The sequence below is a fragment of the Paenibacillus sp. NPDC056722 genome, assembly GCF_042790635.1.
GTDB lineage: Bacteria > Bacillota > Bacilli > Paenibacillales > Paenibacillaceae > Paenibacillus_AQ > Paenibacillus_AQ agri.
Genome location: NZ_JBHTYV010000012.1, coordinates 95,620 through 114,047 on the forward strand (window position 1 = coordinate 95,620; position 18,428 = coordinate 114,047).

Sequence of the window (18,428 nt, forward strand, 5' to 3'; positions counted from 1 at the left end):
CTTCTTATTTCCACTGGGCAACTTTTTCAATAGGCAGACGAACCGAAGCATAACCTGCATCCGCAGCTTTACCGATAGAGATCAGCATAACTGGAACATAACGTTCTTTATCAAGTCCGAAAGCTTCAGCAATTTTGTCTTTCTCATAACCACCGATAGGATTGGTGTCATAGCCATGTGCATGTGCCACCAGCATCAATTGCATGGACACGAGTCCGCCATCAATCAGCACGGTATCTTTTTTAACTTCACGGGGCAGCGTTGGGAAATAGTTACTCAGGACACCCATTTGTCTTTCTTTTACTTCTGCTGGCATGAAGCCACGCTCCACGGCAGCGCTGAAAATCTCCTCCGCGTAATCAAAGTTATTCAAATCCCCAAAGACGGCAATCACAGCTGCCGAAGTCTCTACCTGGGATTGGTTGAATTTAGCCAGAGGTGCCAGAGTGGCTTTGCCTTCTTCACTCTCAATGACAAGAAAACGCCAAGGCTGCAAATTGACTGAGGATGGTGCAAGCGTCGCTTCGGTCAAAATTTGCGTCATCTCTTCCTTGCTGATTTTGACCGAAGGATCATACTTGCGAATAGAGCGGCGGCCAGTGATAATGGCTTTAAAATCGTTAAGTTGTGTATTGTTCATGTGATGAATCTCCTTTGATTGATATAGGATGTGATCTACAGTTGCTTAATATTCTGCTGCATCCGGGTCAGCATATCGATAAGTGCGGTTCGCTCCTCCGGTGTGATGCTGCTGAATAAGTTACTGATAAAATTCTTCTTTTCTTCGCATAACGAGGCAATTCTCCCCCGTCCTGCCTCTGTGAGGGACACCAGGGTAACCCTGTTATCTTCAGGATTGTTGCGCCTAGTAATCATGCCGCACTCCTCCAGCCCTTTCAGGTGGCGGGTAACAGCGGCCCCATCTATATCCACTTCCTTTTGCAGGAAAGACTGGCTAATCTCATCGCCATCGTACAACTCATGAAGAAGGCGAAGCCGGGTCGGACTAATGTTCACCAACCGCTCAAACTTTGGACTAATAGCTTTGCTGAGGCTTTGCAGCAGCTCGAAAATCTGCTCTTCCTCGGGGTATTGTTCAGGCAAAATATACCTCCCCATTCCATTGAATTGTGCACAATCAATCAGACGATAATTATATTACTCATAATTCATTGACCTGTCAACTAATAAGATCACACACCAAAAATAGGGTTGCTTTTATCGACAGGGAATTCTATAGTCTTGAACTAAGGAGGAGGATCTGTGAATGAAGATAGCCCTTATTCAACTCGATATAGCATTTGGTAATCCAGAGGCTAATTATGCTGCGGCAGAACGTAAAATCCGGGAGGCTGCGGCGGACAGGCCTGACTGCCTGATTCTCCCCGAGCTATGGACGACAGGATATGACCTGACCCGGCTTGGAGAAATCGCCGATCCGGAGGGACGCATTACCAAGGCATTCATATCCGCACTTGCCAAGCAATACAGCATTAATATTGTGGCGGGTTCTGTGGCTAACAGACATCCCGGCGGCGGTGTAACCAATAGTATGTTCATTTTTAACCGTCAGGGAGAGCTGGCGGGGGAATACAGCAAACTCCATCTGTTCCGGCTGATGGATGAGCATCTCTATCTTCAGCCGGGGGAAGCCAAGGGCTTGTTCACCTTGGACGGAGCATCCTGTGCCGGACTGATCTGCTACGATATTCGCTTCCCCGAATGGATTCGCGCCCACACCGTGCAAGGCGCCGAGATACTCTTCATCAGCGCCGAATGGCCGTTGCCGCGCCTGTCCCACTGGCGAGCGCTGCTGATCAGCCGCGCAATCGAGAACCAATGTTACGTCGTTGCCTGCAACCGGGCCGGAAGTGATCCGGCGAATACCTTTGCAGGACATTCCATGATCATTGATCCTTGGGGTGAGGTCGTCTGCGAAGCTGCTGAAGGTGAGGAGATCGTCAGCGGTGTGATTGACTGGCAGAAGGTGCGTGAGGTACGGGCGCAGATCCCGGTGTTCTCGGACAGACGGCCTGATCTATACGTCTAAATTCTAAAGCAACCCATGTTGCATACATACAGGAAGGGCGTTACGAGCACTGGTTTCTAACCAATCCTCCGTAACGCCCTTCCTGTGTACTCTGTAATTTATCATATCTACAACTGAGAATAACGTTCCCGCAGCATTTGTGCGGTATCTTTAACACGCTGGTCGCTGTATTCCAGCTTATATCCCGTCTCCCGCTCTAGCCTGCCGGAAGGGATTAGCTCTGTCGCCCTGCGAGCCAAGGCCTCTCTGATCCCGCTACAGAAAGCCGCGGTGGTCGTTGGTCCGCCCAGCTCACCCAGCCCGGCGATGGTCTCCGGGCGCACCTGCGGATAAGATAATCCGTGCTCCCCTGCGGCTGCGTCCTCATAGAAGCTGCGAATTAGTTCGCCTCGCTCCTGTCCCGAGCCGGAGACTACGACAAAGGCATGCACGAAGTAGGCCTGACTCTGTCTGCGCTGGGCAATCCCGCAGAATTTGCGGCCGCCAATGGAGAGGTCGAAATCCCCCGGACAATAGGAGCCTACGACCTCCTTCGCCACAATCTGTGTCGCTGCCTCAGGATGACTTACGGCTACGGCTTCCGTAATTATTGCCGCCAGTAGCCGGAAATCGTCATGAAAGTCCTGCTTGCCGTGGCTTTTGGGCAGGATCAGGGACACGTTCACAATTCCGGCGTCCAATGGTACAGCCGCGCCGCCAGAATGCCGGACAGCCGTGCGGATGCCACGGCTCTCCAGCTTGTCCATTGTCCTAACAGCCCCAGGCAGCTTGCTGTCCCGTAGCCCCAGAGCTACCCCGCCGGTATGGCTCCAGAGATGCAGAGAGGGAAGAACCAGACCCGCGCCCACATCCCGGCATAACATCTCTTCAAAGGCGAACGGGAGCAACAAATCGCCACTTAGCGCGGAGACCGGATACCCGCCTCCTCCGTTATTTTCTTCTTCGAGCAAATGCTCAAACAGACCCATAACCGGTGGAAGCGGGCTTCCTTCCCCTTCATTTTTCTCATCCAATGGTATCCTGTTCATGAATAACCCCCGAGCGCAGTTATATGCTGCTATATCCTGCCGTAATCATAATCTCATTGTAACCCATTTGCCTGCCCTCGCGAAGCTTGAAAAGAGCCTTCAATCACGCTATCCTTAACCATCAAGTTTAAATCACAAATCCCTGAATCTGACTCAACCTTAGGAATCTAATTATGTTGACTTTTGGGTAATACTATATCAAACAACTAATAACCTTCAGGAGTGGTGCCGCATGACAGCCGAACAGGCTCGTAAGGGCAGGCCGGCAAGCCAAACAGAGCAATGGGAGCACGCGCTGAATCTGCTGTATTTCAACTTTCAAGATTATAGCAAGGAAGCGCTCCGCAAATTTGATGACGAGGATATCCATCAGGCCAGAGTGAACTGTCGCAAGCTGCTGACTCTGTTAGCCATACTTGATCCGGAGCATTCTTCTGGCCTGTACCCTATATTCAAAAAAGCCCAGAAACGGCTAGGTAAGGTCCGGGATGCCGATGTGCTAATCCAGTCGTTCAAGGAAAGAAGACAGCAGGCCGAGGCCGATGGCAAGCCCAAGACGGTCAAACTGCTAACAGCTGTCATCAAGCATCAAAAACACATGCGGAAAAAGTACCGTGAACAACTGACCCAGGATCTGCCGAAGCTGGCCAATTCTGCCCTGGACGAGCGATGGGCGGTTTTCCTGAGCACGCAATTAGAGAGCATGGTCGCAAGAAGAGATGCCAATGTGGTGATGCGTGAGCTGGAGGTAGCTTTTGAGCAGAGGAAACAAGCCTGTAAAGGCCTTTTCAAAGACCTGTCTTCTCCATCAGAAGAGGCTTTCGAGACACTCCACAAGCTGCGGATTGCTGCTAAGGAACTGCGGTATACAGCCGGAGCGGCAGCTTTTACACTGGACCCGAAGTTTCAGGCCGATGAGGGCATCTATAAAGACGTTCAGGCACAGCTGGGGGAGATCAACGATAAGCGGATCTGGTTACAGACCTTGAATACGATTGGCCGAAAAAAACTTGATGTTGGTAAAAAAACTTGGGAGGCTTTCACGGCTGAACTGCAGGCAGAGGTGCTGGAGGCATTGCAGCATAATCGTGTGCTTCCTGTCGGGGATAGCAGCAAATAAACGTATTACCTGGATTTCAAAAAAGGCGTGAAAGACAGACTATCATCCTGTCCTTCACGCCTCTAACTTAGTTTAATGATTTGCTTTCGCACCGCTATATTTATTCAACACGCCTTGGTAGACAGCTTTCGGCTGAAGGCCGACCAGCTTTTCCATCGGCTGACCGTCCTTGTAGACAATTACCGTCGGCAGCCCCATCACGCTAGCTTCCGAAGCCAGCTCCGGCAGATGATCACAATTGACCTTGGCGATGGTTACCTCTTCCCCATACTCTCCGTCCAGTTCCTCCAGCAATGGTAGCAAAACCTTGCAAGGTGGGCACCAGGGCGCTCCATAATCTACTAGAACTATGCCCTCACCGCTCAGTTTTGACCGCAGACTATCAGCTTGCTCTACATCGAGAATAGCCATATTTAATCCCTCCCATATTCCTTATCTATAAGGATATCCTGATCTTGCTGTTCTTCTAAAATCGAAGATATCCGCTGTTCCAGATTCAGCTTGATCTGGTTCAATTGCAGGATCTGCTTTTCAATCTCTTCCAGTTTACTTTGGTACACCGGCATCACTTCCACACAGAAGGACTCTTTGTTCTTCAGTACACAATTCAGGAAACCGGCGATCTCCTCCGTGGACAATCCAAGATTCAAATACAACTTGATGCTCTCCACAGTCTCTATAGCAAGCGGCGAATATTCCCGGTAACCGTTGGCCTGACGGACCGGTGCAATTAAGCCCTGACTTTCATAATAACGTAATGAACGGACACTAACGCCCGTCTGGCGTGCAAGCTCACCTATTTTCATGGCATTCTCCCCGGGTTCATGAGAAATGGTCTACACATAGTATAAACCCTCACATCAGTGTGAGGGTCAATCTATTTTTTTGAAAAGAGACCTCCTAATCCGATGTTGTGCTTGAGGCCCCATAATCTTCAATATTCAGCTTTACCTCATAAGTAATCGGCACACTACTGAAGACCGTATCCCAGTTCGTCTTCACTTTGTTCCATACGGACGGATGCTGAATCTGCAGACTCTTACCGAATCCGGCAACATCTGCCTGGAGTTCATGCTGCATTTTGCGCACAGTGGTCTTGACCATATCCTGCACCTTCTTCTCCAGTGTCTCTCTCGCCTTCCGTATGGTTCCACCCACCAGCCTCTCTCCGCCGGCAAAGTAAGCCTCGGCAATTCTGCCTTTCGATTCTATGAGGACGTGGAAGGCGATCTTGTCTCCATTTACGCTGGCCTTGATCTTGCTGTCCATCCCTGTAATCTCATACGTGACGAGCTTGTTATTGTCAGAACTGTAGGTTTTGACGGAACCGCCCTCCCCTTTTCCTGTTAGCCAGACCAATCCATCCAGTTCCGCTTCGTCCAGGAAACCGCCGAGCTTTCCGGTAGATCCCTTGATAACCGCTACTCCCGAAAACTTGGTTTCCTTGCCCGATACAACCACATTTTGCAGGGCAAAGCTGGTATGACCGTGCAGCGGACCTACCACCTTCGCCATCGATACAGGCTCCCATATCCTTGTGATCCTCCTCCGGTTATTGAAGGTTCCATTCAGCACAAAAGCAGGGGTCTGACCCGGGAGCGAATCGCGAAAGACCTCTCGCGCCTTGCCTTTACTGATGAACAGCAGCACACTTGGCCGAATATCGTTATCTCTGCTGAAGAATTCAATGAGTTCGGAGAGCTTCGTTGTCCGTGCAAGCTCTTCTCCAATGACAATGGTCTTCAAATGATGGCCGATGGGAAGGCGATTGGATCGCAGAGAGAGCTCACGTACTGCCTCAAAGATAGAATCGCCAGTCTGCGTAGCATTATAGTAGTTTTTGGACTGGGCTCCCTCCTTCTTGGAACCGATAGCACCTTGAGGAATGAGAAATTGATAGGTACAGGAAACTTTATTTCGCTTCGGGTATTCTCCGCCTTTCTGCGCAAGATCCTGCTCAGTCTCCGTTTCTTCCGCGACATCCAGAGCGACTCCAGCTTCCAGGTTAACATCCTCAATCGGCGAGCTACTCCAACAGGAAGAGAGCAGCAGACAAGCAACGATCAGCAGACTCAGACTACTGCCTTGCTTCAACAAATGCTTCATGAGCGTGCCCCCCTAAGACGTGCAATGATTAATAGCGGCAGCGGCAGCACCCCGAACAGAAAGAATGACCAGTTGCCAATCCCTGCACCAAAGGCAAATAGCCCATTCAGACTACGAGGAATTTCTGTCACGATATATATAACGGGAAGCAGGGCAAATAAACAGTGGTTCAGAGGGATCTTCGTCAATTGTGACAACCCGAGTGCTGCTCCATAGAAGGCAATGCAGAAGGTGCAAAAAATCTGCATAATCCAGATGGTCAGCCATAAGGATTCGAAACGCTCGAACACCAGATAGTTCACTTCAAAGCTGCGGATAAGGTCAATGAAAGGCCATGTCCGGGTAACCACACCATCTACAGAAAAGGCTCCGATACAAAGTACAACTGCCACAATGTAAAAAACCATAGCGATTAGTGTAGCAGAAACAACTACCTTCATCGTCTTTTTCGGCTTATCCATAAAAGCAACCAGAAAGAGTAGGGCTTCCCCAGAGGTAAAGGTCAGGGCCGTTGGCTTAATAGACCGCCAAACCGGACTCATGCCCTGCCCCAGTACAGGGCGCAAATTGTTGATATCGAAGACCTGCAGACTGAGCAGACTCACGCCAAAAAACACGGTCCAGGTAATGGGAATCATCAATCGGCACATGCGAGAGATCGCATTGATCCCTCCCCTGCATAGATAAAGGGCGACCCACATGAAGATACCGGCAATAGCCCAACCAGGTGTTCCTTCCAGCAGAATAAAGACAGTCACTTCCTGCACATTACGCATCTCATAGCTGCCAATACATACAAAGTAACCAATGAGCACCACTCCCAGCAGGATTGCCAGCGGACGACCGATAATCTTCCCACTGTATTGATAAATGGTCTGCCCAGGGAAGCGCTGGCTGAGTCTGGCAATGATCAGTCCTGTAATCATGGAGAGTAGCCCTCCAAGGATTACAGAAATCCAGACATCAGGGGTTCCTGCCCGCTCAACAGTGGTCCGAGGAAGGGTAAACACACCTGCTGCAAGTACATAGTTCACCACAATAATGATTAACTCGGTCGTTGTTATCCGGTCCCTCGTTTCCATATTTAAGCCTTTCACCTCCGTTGCTTTGATTAAGCTTGCTTAGCCTTTCCGGATCGGGTCTTTCGGCTTCAATAGTGCAGGGCGGCGCTTAAGCAGATGCAGAGGCAGCCTGATAATAAAATCCTTCCAGTCCCTTAGATGAGACGGCACCATCAACCCCAAATAAGGTACCCCAAAGCTCTTCAGCCTGATTAAATGACTGCTCAGTAGCAGAAAGAACATGATAACACCGTACATCCCGAACACCGCTGCGAAGAACATCGCCACGAAGCGCAGCAACCGCAGAGTGATACCCGCACTGTACATCGGCATGGCGAAGGAAGAGATGGCTGTAACTGCAACGACGATTACGAGAATAGGGCTGACAATTCCCGCCTCTACCGCAGCCTGACCGATGATCAGACCGCCGACGATCCCCATTGCCGGGCCAATCGGCTTGGGCAGCCGCAGACCCGCCTCCCTTAGGATTTCAATGGATACCTCCATAATCAGCGCCTCAATTAACGAGGGAAAGGGGACGCCCTGACGGGAACTGATGATAGATATCACCAGCTTGGTCGGAATTAGACCGGGATGAAAAGAAAGAAAGGATATATACAAAGCCGGGGCAAACAAAGAGACTAATGCCGCGAAGAACCGCAATGTCCGTAGCAGAGACCCTGCCATCCAGCGGTCAAAATAATCTTCGGGCGATTGCAGCAGCATCCCGAACGTCACCGGCATAATCAAGGCAAATGGGGTCCCATCCAGCAAGATCGCAGCTCTTCCCTCCAGCATGGCAGCCATTACACGGTCAGGTCGTTCGGTATTCTGAATCTGTTGAAAGGGACTAAGAAAGTCATCCTCGATCAGTTGCTCTACAAAACCGGACTCTTGTACATCATCAATATCTATCGTGAGCAGCCTGCGTTTGATCTCCTCCACCAGTGCCTCATTGGCTATATCCCGGATATAGGTGAGAACAAGCTCCTTCTCCACTCTTTTGCCTACGGTAAAAGAAATCATTGCCAGTTCCGTGTTCTGCCCATGCCTTCTCAGCATGGCCGTATTATCACTGAGCGTCTCATTAAAGCCAATACGCGAACCGCGCAGTAGCGCTTCAGATACCGGCTCTTCCCCGCCTCTTGTTCTGCCTTTGGGCGTGCCCAGCACGAACAATTCCTTCATGCCGTCCACCATCAGCACAGCAGAACCAAACAGTACCTTTTTCAGTGATTTTACCGGATCAATAGTGTACTCAATCTCCGAGACATGAATGATTCGCTCAACAATAATCCGTTTCAGTTCCTCCGCTTCTGGTGCCTCGGTCATCCCTTCAAAGGGTAGAACCGCATTCATCAATGGCCTCAGGATGTTGCGGTCCATGCTGTCCTTGTCCGTCAAGCCATCCACGAACAGCAGCACAGCCTTGATCTGTAGAGCTCCGATACGTAGCTCTCTGATATTTACATCCGCCATATCGCTGCTGATCTCCTTGAATAACCGAAGGTCCTTGTCAACATTGCCTGTATAGGATTGGTCTGGATTCTCTTGTTCATCATTATTTCCAGATCCACCACTGTCATCTTTTCCTGCAATGAATGTAGTTTTGTTCGACTTCGTACCTTCTGCACCTTTTGTGCCTTTTAAAGAAGTTGCTCCACCATCCTTGTTTAAGGCGGCTTTAGCTTTCTGGCCCCGTTTGCTGACTTTCCCCTCAAATGTTCTGATCCAATCCACTGTCAGTGTGATAACTATGGGGACAATCAGAAGAATAAGTCCCTGGAACATGACGCTCCAGCCGGGGAACCACCCCGTGATCACGCTCCACATCATTACCGCCTCCTGCTTAAGAGCTGTAGCCATATTTTCACCAAAGCAGGATTATTCATGCACACATACAAAAAGAGTCCAGTCTGCGGGGATTCCACAGCTGGACTCTTTCCAGGGTCATACTATCTTATAACCGTAGGATAACTATAGCCGGGCCGCAGCCCATAATCCGCTCCGCAGGATCAATTGGCGGAACGGCTCTACCGAGAAGGATGGCAGATGATGTCCAGGCATGAGATAGACCACGCGCCCTTGACCGAATCCATGACACCAAGCCGCTTCTCTCGTAGCTCCTTCATGGAGATACTGCGCCAGCACCGTTGTCTTGAAATGCGGCTGCATTTCAAAATAATACGGCTCATCGTCAATAGCGAATGCCTCGATGCCCTGCACAATCGGATGATCCGGCTGCGGGAATTCGATTTGGAGCGTCGTATATTCTGGATGGTGGGTGAAATATCCGCCCAGCACCGTGCCAAGCTCCTGCGTACGCTGCATGGAGATTCCGTTATGTACAACAAGGAGTCCGCCTCCTCCGGCGACAAAAGAAATCAGAGCCGCAGTTTGCTGTGGAGAAAGCGGCTGATCCGAGAATTCGGTATAGGAAATGATAAGTTCATAGCCAGCCAGCGTCTCGGGATTCAGAGAATCTAGGTCCTCGGTGCAATGCACCTCCACCTCACCTCTGAAGATATCTTCAAATTCACGATCTACATCCTTGAACGGGTGATACTTTACATTGGAGTAGCTGCCCAGGGCTAGTGCTTTTATTGTAGTCATTTGTACACATCCTTAAGTTAGAATATTTACCTCTTCACTACAGCCTACCAAGGCCAAGGTTGGCCATCCAGATCCAGATACGCAGGCTCTTCGCTCAAATACTGCTTATGATTCTGTACCAGCGCCATAATTTTGTAGGCCGACTCTTCTGGCGTTGTAGTCGCATTCTCATCGATCTTCCCACCCATGTAGGTCTGGAGCCAGCCTGGATGGAAGATCATCACCTGTCCGCCCAGCTCCTTCAGATGATTGTGCAGCAGCGAGGACTGCATATTGAGCGCCGACTTGGACATACAGTAACCATACATGTTAGTGCGCTTATTGCGGCTAACACTGCCAGCCTCCGACGAGATGTTGACAATTAACTTCTGCTCGCTCTGGAGCAGAAGCCCCATCAGTGCGTTACTGACTCTTAGCGATCCAAGTGTATTGACATTATAGATACGCTGCATCGCTTCAATGTCCATATCCACCAGTATCGAAGCATAATCGGAGGATTGAATAATCCCTGCATTATTAATGATGATATCAACATGTCTAGTTCTGCTGGCGATCATTCTTGCCGCTCTCTTGACGCTGTCAGTGTCCCCAATATCAAGCGGAACCAGATTCAATTGATTGGGGTATTGATCCTTAAGCGCTTTCAAAAAATTAGAATCTTCCAAGTATTGACCGGCAAATACCTGATACTGATTCTCCAGCAGCCAGCGGGTAAGAAACAGTCCAAGTCCCCGGTCCGCACCGGTAATACAAGCAACCTTATTCATTGCTTTGGTCACTCCCGTCGAATGGTAATTATTTCATTAACCCCCTCACCTTAGCATGCGAAAATAGATTTTTCAATACCTGCCGGACCATCCGCCGGAGCAGCCATTATAAACACGGATAATAATTTTTTTGCTTTAATTTTTAACTATGTTACAATCATGATTACAGGTTGCCAATCGCCCTGATAATGCCTTAAATTTAAATAAAAAAACGTACAGGAAGGTGATCCATTTGTCTATTCAACAACTGCATACACTGGATGATCTACAACAATATGTTGGGCAGCCAGGCAAGAAGCTGCTCTTCAAACACAGCACAACCTGCCCGATCAGCGCCAAAGCGCATGAAGAGTTCCAAGCCTTCCTTAAAGACTCGGACACTACAGCAGCCATCGTTCATGTCATTGAAGATCGCCCGGTCTCCAATCAAATTGCTGAAGATTTTGGCATTAAACATGAATCGCCACAGCTCTTCCTTCTTGAAGACAGCGAGGTCCGCTGGAATACCTCCCATTGGAAGATCACTAAAGACGCTATCAAAGAGGCTGTAAACCAATGAGCGAACAAGTGATTGTCTATTCCACATCGGGCTGCAGCGACTGCAACCTGGTCAAGCAATTCCTTACTGAACAAGGCGTTCCCTTTGAAGTAAGAGACATCATGACCAGCGCTACTTATCAAGAAGAAGTTGAGAAATTGGGCTTCATGGGCATTCCAGTGACCGTATCCGGTACACACGCAGTCAAAGGGTTCAACCACGAGGAACTTAAATCGCTGATTGAATCAGCTGCTAAATAATTTAATACATTAAGCATTATGTACTTTATACAAAAGGGGATCTCTCAAGCCATCAGGCTGCAGAGATCCCCTTTTTATTTTACCGGAGGCGAAGTTTCGGGCCTGTAATCGGCCGCAACCAGAACATCGACATGCCGGGCGGAACGCAGGATTTGCTTGGTCACATCACCCCGCATCCATTTGCGAAACCATGAACGGCTTGATTGCCCGATGATGATCTGTGTGCTTTGAAGAGCCTGCGACCTCTCTAGCAGCAGAGCCGCCACGCGGCCACGCGCCGTACCCGGTATTATTTTGAAAATACCCCCGAGACTTTCCGTCAATTCCTTGAGTTTACGGATGCGCTCCTCCTGAGCCTCACTCCCCTGCTTGAATTCCTGAACATACGTAACGTACCAGCAAGCCTTAAGCCTATAAGCAATTCGGAAGCCACGGCGGATGAGCCGCTCGGCCTGATGTCCCAGGGTAATGCAGACATAAATAGCTTCCTTGCGCCGCCAAGGCCCCCGCAGCGATCCGTCACGCTCCCAAGCCTCCAGACGTTCATCAACATCGTCGGCAATCTCCCGCAGGGCCAGTTCACGAAGGGCGATCAGGTTGCCAATTTTGAAGAAATTCCCCAGCGCCTGATCCACCTTGGCCATATCATAAATCTTGCCCTCCTTCATCCGCTCTTGCAGCGTTCCGGGCGTCACATCAATCAGCTCTACTTCACTGGCCTGTTGAAGAATGCTATCGGGCACTGTCTCCCTTACCCGGACACCCGTGATTTGCTCAATAGAATCATTCAGGCTCTCCAGATGCTGTACATTTACGGTCGAAATGACCGAAATCCCTGCATTCAGCAATTCCAGAACATCCATATAACGCTTTCTATGCTTGCTGCCCGGCACATTGGTATGTGCCAGTTCATCAACCAGCACCACCTCAGGGTTACGCCGGATGATCGCCTCCGTGTCCATTTCCTCCAGCACCGTTCCCCGGTAATCCATCTGCAGACGGGGGATAGTATCCAGATCGGCGACTTGTGCCAGTGTTTCCTTACGGCCATGGGTTTCCAGCAGCCCGATAACAACATCGATTCCTCTCTTTAAAAGGTCATTTCCCTCGCGCAGCATTTTGTAGGTCTTCCCTACACCCGGGGCCGCGCCAATGTACACCTTGAAGGTACCGCGCCGAAAATCCTCGATTTTCTCCATCACTTCCTGATTGCTCAATCTGTGGTAAGCATGCGCCTCCTGTTCTCCGCTGCGGATCTGCCGGGTCGGAAGCACCCGCTGCCCCTCCACTTCCGCACGATCTGCCACAAAGAACACATCCACATTGCGGATCTGCTTCAACAGCGTGCTCGCGATCGAGCCTTTCCAAAAATCCTGCCACGCTGTTTGTTTGGAGTGGCCCATGACGATTCGGGTAACCTTGTTCTTTGTCGCATACTGCACTAGAAGAAGAGGAATCTCTCTCCTCGAGCGGAAGGGAATCTCCTTGATGGAAGCACCAATTTTATCGGTCAGCTTCCATAACGAACGCTTAAAGGTGGCTGCGTTGGAGGGCATAGTAAGCCCCTCCTTCCAGAACGACACCACTTCCAGTTCTGCATTCAGACGCTTGGCAATCTGCTGCCCGCGGCGGATATGAATCGAGCCATTCCAGTAGTACTGTGCGGAAACCAATACTTTTTCAGCGATGCCGGCTCCGCCCTGAAGGCCCTGCTCCTCCCTATGCTTCTCCAAGGAGTGATTCACATCCTCAGCTACAAGACGGAGGGCCAGCTCCCGCAGCTTGCCCAGATTGCCCTTATTAAACAGGCGAGTGCTGGCTTCTCCGCCCAGATGGCCCTCGGACAAGCGCTGGAGAATCTTCTCTGGGGTCACATCCACAAGTACCAGCTCATCGGCCAGAGCAAGTACATTCACCGGAACAAAATGTTCCACCTTCATCCCCGTCCATTGCCGGGCCAGCTCTGCAGCTCCCTCCACTTCATAGACATTCACTGTAGTGATGACACTGATGCCATGGCTCAGCAGGAACTGGATATCCTCCAGCCGCCCTGCCCGCTCGGCTCCCTCCCGATTCCGGTGTGCCGCGCCGTCCGTGAGCACAACCTCCGGGTTACGCTGCAAGATGGCTTCCATGTCCAGATCTTTCTTCTCTATCCCCTTCTTGTGCCAATGGATGCTGGGAATCCGCTCCAGATCGCGGAGCTGATCCAGCGTCTCCGGGCTTTGATGGGTGGAGACCGCGCAGGTCACCACATCAATCCCCTGCGCTTTAAGCATCTGCCCTTCGCGCAGCATCTGATACGTCTTGCCCGACCCGCTTGCCGGGCCGATATAAATCTTCAGACGGCCGCGATGCAGCTCATATAAGGACAACAGCAGCTCCTCCGGTGTTTTTCTCCGGAATGTTCCCATGCAGATCCTCTCCCTTGCATAGCACAGGCATCCCTGCCCAATTACAGACCTCGGGCAGGGATGCTGACTTCTGACTTCACTCTATGGCTTCATCACTTTCTGCACATCCAAATTCAGCTCGAGCACATTCACACGTTCTTCGCCGAACAACCCCAAATCACGCCCTTGTGTATGCGCAGATACGAGCTGCTCCAGCTCCGCCGCCGGAATTCCCGTCAGCTTGCTAATTCGCGGAATCTGTACAGCCGCCGCAGCCGGGGAGATGTGGGGATCAAGCCCTGATCCCGAGTTGGTGACCAAATCCACGGGCAGCTTGTTCAGGGCGACATCGGGGTTGTCTTTCTGCCACTGTGCGATGAAATCCTTCGTACGCTTTAGCATATCCGGGTTGGAGGGTCCGTAGTTGTTCGAGCCGGAAGCCTCCGCTTTATACTCGATGCTCGACACCCGGCTGTGGAACAGACGCGGGTCTGTAAAGTTCTGACCGATCAGCTCCGAGCCAACAACAGCTCCAGCTTCATTTTTAATCAGACTGCCGTTAGCTTGAGAAGGCATGAGCACCTGGGCAATAGCTGTCGTAGCCAGCGGATAAACTACCCCGCATAGAACAATGAATACCAGAGCAAGCCGTACAATGATAAAGAAATTAGAGTTTTTCATGACATCCTCACCCTTTTCCTGATTTAATCAGCCGTCAGATCCATATACTTACAACCATATCAATCAGCTTAATACCTACGAACGGTACAACCACGCCACCGAAGCCGTAGATAAACAGGTTGCGGCCGAGTAGTCGGGACGAGCTCATTGGTTTGTACGACACCCCCCGCATAGCAAGAGGAATCAACAGCGGAATGATGATCGCATTGAAGATCAGTGCAGAGATAATGGCCGAGCTTGGCGAGCCAAGTCCCATAACATTAAGGACCTCCATCTCCGGGATTGCCAGGGTGAACATCGCCGGAATAATGGCAAAATACTTGGCGATATCGTTCGCGATACTGAACGTCGTCAACGCCCCGCGTGTCATCAGCAATTGCTTCCCAATCGCGACCACCTCAATGATTTTGGAAGGATCGGAGTCCAGATCAACCATATTGGCCGCTTCCTTGGCTGCTGTGGTACCGCTGTTCATCGCCAGCCCGACGTCTGCCTGAGCCAGTGCGGGCGCATCATTTGTTCCATCACCAGTCATAGCCACCAGTTTTCCTTGTGCCTGTTCACGGCGAATCACCTCAATTTTGTCCTCCGGTGTGCTCTCGGCAATAAAATCATCCACGCCGGCTTCACGGGCAATGGTGGCAGCGGTCAGCGGATTATCGCCAGTACACATAATTGTCTTAATCCCCATCTGCCGTAGCTCTTCGAACCGTTCCTTCATGCCAGGCTTAACAGTGTCCTTCAGGTAGATGAGTCCATAGATGCGGTTGTCTACGGCAACCGCAAGGGGAGTGCCCCCCAGGCGGGCTATATCATCGGAGCGGCTGTCCAGATCACCCGGAATCTGCCCACCCTTCGACAATACCCATTTTTTCACGGAATCAACGGCTCCCTTGCGCACACTGCGTCCGTCACGAAGGTCGATACCACTCATCCGGGTCTCTGCCTTGAATTCCACAAATTCACCGCCGTCCCCGAGGCTGCTGTCATAGCTGCGTTCCAGCTTCTTGGCGAGTTCAATCACGGACCGCCCCTCAGGTGTCTCATCCTTCAGGGAACTGATCGCAGCCCACGCCGTTAGATCCGATTCGGTTTCTTGACCCACCGGCACAAATTCACTTGCCATCCGGTTCCCGAAGGTAATGGTTCCGGTTTTATCCAGAATCATCGTATTGATATCCCCGGCAGCCTCAACTGCTTTCCCTGACATAGCCAGCACGTTGAACTGGGTGACCCGGTCCATACCCGCAATACCGATCGCCGAGAGCAGCCCGCCGATGGTTGTCGGGATCAGACAGACCAGCAGGGCAATCATGACCGGAATATCGAGCGCAATGCCCAAGTATCCGGCAATCGGCCGCAGGGTAACAACAACGATTAGAAAGATAATCGTCAGACTGATTAAGAGAGTGTTCAGCGCAATCTCGTTCGGCGTTTTCTGACGTTTGGCCCCTTCTACAAGGGAGATCATACGGTCCAGGAATGATTCGCCGGGATCACTCGTAATCCGTACCTTGATCTCATCACTGACGACCCGGGTGCCCCCGGTAACGGAGCCAAAATCGCCGCCTGCTTCCTTGATAACCGGTGCCGACTCGCCGGTAATGGCCGATTCATCCACTGAAGCCAATCCCTCAATCACCTCACCGTCACCCGGGATCAGTTCCCCTTGGCTGACGACCACGATATCGCCTTTACGCAGCTCAGAGGAAGAAACGGTCTTTATTGCCGTTCCGACCAGTTTATTAGCTGTAATATCCTGTTTGGTCTTCTTCAGCGAATCGGCCTGGGCCTTCCCGCGACCCTCGGCAAGCGCTTCGGCAAAATTAGCGAACAGAACGGTAAAGAGCAAAATACAGAATACCGTAATGTTAAAACCTATCGACTGCTCAGCATGAAAGTATCCGGGTGCCAGCACCATAAGCAGAACGATGATGGTACCAATCTCGACTACGAACATTACCGGATTTTTCAGCAGAGTCACCGGGTTCAGCTTCACAAAACTATCTTTCACAGCGCTGAGGAGTATCGGTCCGGTCAGCAGCTTTTTTCTTTTCGCAGTACTCATCTTGTTCGCCCTCTCTTTCTAAGCTTTGCTTAAGCAAAGCTTGCCATGAACAGCCACTGCTTACCGCAAAGTCAAGTACTCGGCAACCGGCCCCAGCACAATGACTGGCAAAAAGGTCAGCGCACCGATGATCAGAACAGTACCGATCAGAATACCGGTGAATAAGCCGTTGTCTGTACGGAAGGTTCCGGTAGTCTCCGGCACGGTGTTCTTGCGGAGCAAGGACCCGGCAACCGCCAGCATAGCGATAACGGAGACGTATCGGCCCAGCAGCATGACGATCCCGGTCGTTATATTCCAGAAGGAGGTATTATCCGCCAGTCCCTCAAAGCCGGAGCCGTTATTGGCGGCCGAGGAGACATATTCATATAACACTTGAGTCATCCCGTGAAAGCCCGGATTGGTAATTGAACCTTTGCCGAGCTCTGTCAGGAAGGCCCCCGCGGTCGGTACCAGGATAATGAGCGGGTGAATCAGGATCGCAATGGCGATCAGCTTCATCTCCCTGGCTTCGATCTTCCTTCCAAGGAATTCCGGGGTTCTGCCGACCATGAGTCCGCACAGGAAAACACCCATAATCGCATACATCAGCATATTAATCAGCCCTACACCCTTACCGCCAAACACATTGTTCAGCATCATAAGCGCCAGCGGCGTAATCTCACCAAGCGGTGTCAGCGTGTCATGCATATTGTTCACACTGCCTGTGGTCGCCGCGGTTGTTACCGTTGTGAACAGGGAGGACTGTGGAATCCCGAAGCGAACTTCTTTGCCTTCCATGCTGCCCTGTGAGGATTCGATGCCCAAGGCGTTGATCGCCGGATTCCCACGGGTTTCCGCATAATAGTTCAGCCCCAGCAGCAGCACGAAGAGCGTCATCATCGCGGTGAAAATCACCCAGCCCTGGCGTTTGTTTTTGGCAAACATGCCGTACGTGTACGGAAGCGCTGCGGGCAGCATCCACATCGAAAGAATCTCCAGCACATTCGTAAGCGGACTTGGATTCTCGAACGGATGCGCCGAGTTGGCCCCGAAGAACCCGCCACCGTTTGTTCCGAGATGTTTGATCGATTCCAGTGAAGCCACAGGCCCTATCGCAATGTGTTGCGTCTGGCCCTCAAGTGTTGTGACGTCAAGCGTAGGCTTCAGTGTCTGCGGCACATGCAAGCCCACCAGAATCAGCGTTACCAATAATGCCAGCGGCAGAAAGATCCGCACATGTGCTTTTACAAAGTCTTCAAAAAAATTCCCCAACGATTCCCGCCCGGTGATTCCTCTGACAAACGCTATCGCCACGGAGAAGCCGCTGGCAGCAGAGGTGAACATCATCATCGTAATCACAGCCATTTGCGAGAAATAGGACAAACCAGTCTCTCCGCTGTAATGCTGAAGATTCGTATTTGTCATAAAACTGATTACCGTGTTGAACGTGAGCGTCTGCTCCATATCTCCTATCCCATTTGGATTAAGCGGCAGTCCCCGCTGCACTCGCAGAATGATATAACTAAAGGCTACCAGCACGATATTCGTTAAAATGAAGCTTAGCGCGTATTTCTTCCAGGACATCCCTTCGCGCTGCTTCAGCCCTATCAGGCGGTAGATGCCATTCTCTGTACGACCAAACCATCGGTCTGTGCGATTCGGCTCACCCGAAAATACATGATACACATAGGTGCCCACTGGCTTCACCAGAAGCAGCAGGATTAAGATAACTACGACCATTTGCAGAGTGCCCATGAATGT

At 50.9% G+C, this 18,428-nt stretch carries 18 protein-coding genes; 4 read left to right on the forward strand and 14 right to left on the reverse strand.

Going from position 1 to position 18,428, the window contains the following annotated elements:
- Nucleotides 1-4: 4 nt before the first annotated feature.
- On the reverse strand, nt 5-640 hold the full coding sequence (locus ACFRAM_RS23075) for a nitroreductase family protein (protein ID WP_379468482.1): 636 nt from the start codon (nt 638-640) through the stop codon (nt 5-7).
- Between the two features lie 35 nt (nt 641-675).
- A complete protein-coding gene (locus tag ACFRAM_RS23080) occupies nt 676-1,119 on the reverse strand; it encodes a MarR family winged helix-turn-helix transcriptional regulator (protein WP_175372192.1) in 444 nt (147 codons plus the stop codon).
- A 148-nt stretch (nt 1,120-1,267) separates the two neighbouring features.
- Here ACFRAM_RS23080 and ACFRAM_RS23085 point away from each other — a divergent pair, with 148 nt between their 5' ends.
- A complete protein-coding gene (locus ACFRAM_RS23085) occupies nt 1,268-2,050 on the forward strand; it encodes a carbon-nitrogen family hydrolase (RefSeq protein WP_379468485.1) in 783 nt (260 codons plus the stop codon).
- Nucleotides 2,051-2,157: 107 nt separating this feature from the next.
- On the opposite strand, the gene ACFRAM_RS23090 is transcribed toward ACFRAM_RS23085, so the two are convergent.
- Nucleotides 2,158-3,078 carry a lipoate--protein ligase family protein gene (locus ACFRAM_RS23090; protein ID WP_379468487.1) on the reverse strand — a complete coding sequence of 307 codons (921 nt, stop codon included), beginning with the start codon at nt 3,076-3,078 and terminating at the stop codon, nt 2,158-2,160.
- 232 nt (nt 3,079-3,310) lie between these two features.
- Here ACFRAM_RS23090 and ACFRAM_RS23095 point away from each other — a divergent pair, with 232 nt between their 5' ends.
- Nucleotides 3,311-4,198, forward strand: coding sequence for a CHAD domain-containing protein (locus ACFRAM_RS23095; RefSeq protein WP_379468489.1), 888 nt, complete (start codon nt 3,311-3,313; stop codon nt 4,196-4,198).
- A 72-nt stretch (nt 4,199-4,270) separates the two neighbouring features.
- Here the strand turns inward: ACFRAM_RS23095 and ACFRAM_RS23100 are convergent, their stop codons facing one another.
- The 7 genes from ACFRAM_RS23100 to ACFRAM_RS23130 all read right to left on the reverse strand — a co-directional run bounded on the left by ACFRAM_RS23100 (nt 4,271) and on the right by ACFRAM_RS23130 (nt 10,745).
- A complete protein-coding gene (locus ACFRAM_RS23100; RefSeq protein ID WP_379468491.1) occupies nt 4,271-4,609 on the reverse strand; it encodes a thioredoxin family protein in 339 nt (112 codons plus the stop codon).
- A 2-nt stretch (nt 4,610-4,611) separates the two neighbouring features.
- Entirely contained in the window at nt 4,612-5,004 is a 393-nt protein-coding gene (locus tag ACFRAM_RS23105; RefSeq protein WP_379468493.1) for a MerR family transcriptional regulator, read from the reverse strand.
- 94 nt (nt 5,005-5,098) lie between these two features.
- Nucleotides 5,099-6,304: a Ger(x)C family spore germination protein gene (locus tag ACFRAM_RS23110; protein ID WP_379468496.1), complete on the reverse strand. Its 1,206-nt coding sequence runs from the start codon at nt 6,302-6,304 to the stop codon at nt 5,099-5,101.
- Entirely contained in the window at nt 6,301-7,386 is a 1,086-nt protein-coding gene (locus tag ACFRAM_RS23115; protein ID WP_175372199.1) for a GerAB/ArcD/ProY family transporter, read from the reverse strand. The genes ACFRAM_RS23110 and ACFRAM_RS23115 overlap by 4 nt, the downstream gene beginning before the upstream one ends.
- 39 nt (nt 7,387-7,425) lie before the next feature.
- Entirely contained in the window at nt 7,426-9,198 is a 1,773-nt protein-coding gene (locus tag ACFRAM_RS23120; protein WP_175372266.1) for a spore germination protein, read from the reverse strand.
- 144 nt (nt 9,199-9,342) lie between these two features.
- Nucleotides 9,343-9,978, reverse strand: coding sequence for a ThuA domain-containing protein (locus tag ACFRAM_RS23125; protein ID WP_217622394.1), 636 nt, complete (start codon nt 9,976-9,978; stop codon nt 9,343-9,345).
- Between the two features lie 44 nt (nt 9,979-10,022).
- Complete coding sequence (locus ACFRAM_RS23130) at nt 10,023-10,745, reverse strand: SDR family NAD(P)-dependent oxidoreductase (protein WP_379468501.1); 723 nt, start codon at nt 10,743-10,745, stop codon at nt 10,023-10,025.
- 232 nt (nt 10,746-10,977) lie between these two features.
- Between ACFRAM_RS23130 and ytxJ the strand changes: the two genes are divergently transcribed.
- Together ytxJ and ACFRAM_RS23140 are read left to right on the forward strand one after the other, a co-directional pair.
- Complete coding sequence (gene ytxJ / locus ACFRAM_RS23135; RefSeq protein WP_175372201.1) at nt 10,978-11,304, forward strand: bacillithiol system redox-active protein YtxJ; 327 nt, start codon at nt 10,978-10,980, stop codon at nt 11,302-11,304.
- The gene (locus ACFRAM_RS23140) at nt 11,301-11,543 is read left to right on the forward strand and encodes a glutaredoxin family protein (RefSeq protein ID WP_175372202.1); all 243 of its coding nucleotides are present in this window, start codon (nt 11,301-11,303) and stop codon (nt 11,541-11,543) included. The genes ytxJ and ACFRAM_RS23140 overlap by 4 nt, the downstream gene beginning before the upstream one ends.
- Nucleotides 11,544-11,617: 74 nt before the next feature.
- Here the strand turns inward: ACFRAM_RS23140 and ACFRAM_RS23145 are convergent, their stop codons facing one another.
- From ACFRAM_RS23145 to kdpA, 4 genes are all read right to left on the reverse strand, one after another.
- Nucleotides 11,618-13,957: a histidine kinase gene (locus ACFRAM_RS23145; protein ID WP_379468504.1), complete on the reverse strand. Its 2,340-nt coding sequence runs from the start codon at nt 13,955-13,957 to the stop codon at nt 11,618-11,620.
- 81 nt (nt 13,958-14,038) lie between these two features.
- Nucleotides 14,039-14,617: a potassium-transporting ATPase subunit KdpC gene (kdpC, locus tag ACFRAM_RS23150; RefSeq protein ID WP_379468506.1), complete on the reverse strand. Its 579-nt coding sequence runs from the start codon at nt 14,615-14,617 to the stop codon at nt 14,039-14,041.
- A gap of 34 nt (nt 14,618-14,651) precedes the next feature.
- Entirely contained in the window at nt 14,652-16,685 is a 2,034-nt protein-coding gene (gene kdpB / locus ACFRAM_RS23155; RefSeq protein WP_379468508.1) for a potassium-transporting ATPase subunit KdpB, read from the reverse strand.
- Nucleotides 16,686-16,745: 60 nt separating this feature from the next.
- Nucleotides 16,746-18,422 carry a potassium-transporting ATPase subunit KdpA gene (kdpA, locus tag ACFRAM_RS23160; protein ID WP_379468511.1) on the reverse strand — a complete coding sequence of 559 codons (1,677 nt, stop codon included), beginning with the start codon at nt 18,420-18,422 and terminating at the stop codon, nt 16,746-16,748.
- Nucleotides 18,423-18,428: the final 6 nt, after the last annotated feature.

Bases quoted from the DNA above. Each gene is read 5' to 3' on its own strand.
- ACFRAM_RS23075 (WP_379468482.1), bottom strand. From the start codon at position 640: ATGAACAATACACAACTTAACGATTTTAAAGCCATTATCACTGGCCGC.
- ACFRAM_RS23080 (WP_175372192.1), bottom strand. From the start codon at position 1,119: ATGGGGAGGTATATTTTGCCTGAACAATACCCCGAGGAAGAGCAGATT.
- ACFRAM_RS23085 (WP_379468485.1), top strand. From the start codon at position 1,268: ATGAAGATAGCCCTTATTCAACTCGATATAGCATTTGGTAATCCAGAG.
- ACFRAM_RS23090 (WP_379468487.1), bottom strand. From the start codon at position 3,078: ATGAACAGGATACCATTGGATGAGAAAAATGAAGGGGAAGGAAGCCCG.
- ACFRAM_RS23095 (WP_379468489.1), top strand. From the start codon at position 3,311: ATGACAGCCGAACAGGCTCGTAAGGGCAGGCCGGCAAGCCAAACAGAG.
- ACFRAM_RS23100 (WP_379468491.1), bottom strand. From the start codon at position 4,609: ATGGCTATTCTCGATGTAGAGCAAGCTGATAGTCTGCGGTCAAAACTG.
- ACFRAM_RS23105 (WP_379468493.1), bottom strand. From the start codon at position 5,004: ATGAAAATAGGTGAGCTTGCACGCCAGACGGGCGTTAGTGTCCGTTCA.
- ACFRAM_RS23110 (WP_379468496.1), bottom strand. From the start codon at position 6,304: ATGAAGCATTTGTTGAAGCAAGGCAGTAGTCTGAGTCTGCTGATCGTT.
- ACFRAM_RS23115 (WP_175372199.1), bottom strand. From the start codon at position 7,386: ATGGAAACGAGGGACCGGATAACAACGACCGAGTTAATCATTATTGTG.
- ACFRAM_RS23120 (WP_175372266.1), bottom strand. From the start codon at position 9,198: ATGTGGAGCGTGATCACGGGGTGGTTCCCCGGCTGGAGCGTCATGTTC.
- ACFRAM_RS23125 (WP_217622394.1), bottom strand. From the start codon at position 9,978: ATGACTACAATAAAAGCACTAGCCCTGGGCAGCTACTCCAATGTAAAG.
- ACFRAM_RS23130 (WP_379468501.1), bottom strand. From the start codon at position 10,745: ATGAATAAGGTTGCTTGTATTACCGGTGCGGACCGGGGACTTGGACTG.
- ACFRAM_RS23140 (WP_175372202.1), top strand. From the start codon at position 11,301: ATGAGCGAACAAGTGATTGTCTATTCCACATCGGGCTGCAGCGACTGC.
- ACFRAM_RS23145 (WP_379468504.1), bottom strand. From the start codon at position 13,957: ATGGGAACATTCCGGAGAAAAACACCGGAGGAGCTGCTGTTGTCCTTA.
- kdpC (WP_379468506.1), bottom strand. From the start codon at position 14,617: ATGAAAAACTCTAATTTCTTTATCATTGTACGGCTTGCTCTGGTATTC.
- kdpB (WP_379468508.1), bottom strand. From the start codon at position 16,685: ATGAGTACTGCGAAAAGAAAAAAGCTGCTGACCGGACCGATACTCCTC.
- kdpA (WP_379468511.1), bottom strand. From the start codon at position 18,422: ATGGGCACTCTGCAAATGGTCGTAGTTATCTTAATCCTGCTGCTTCTG.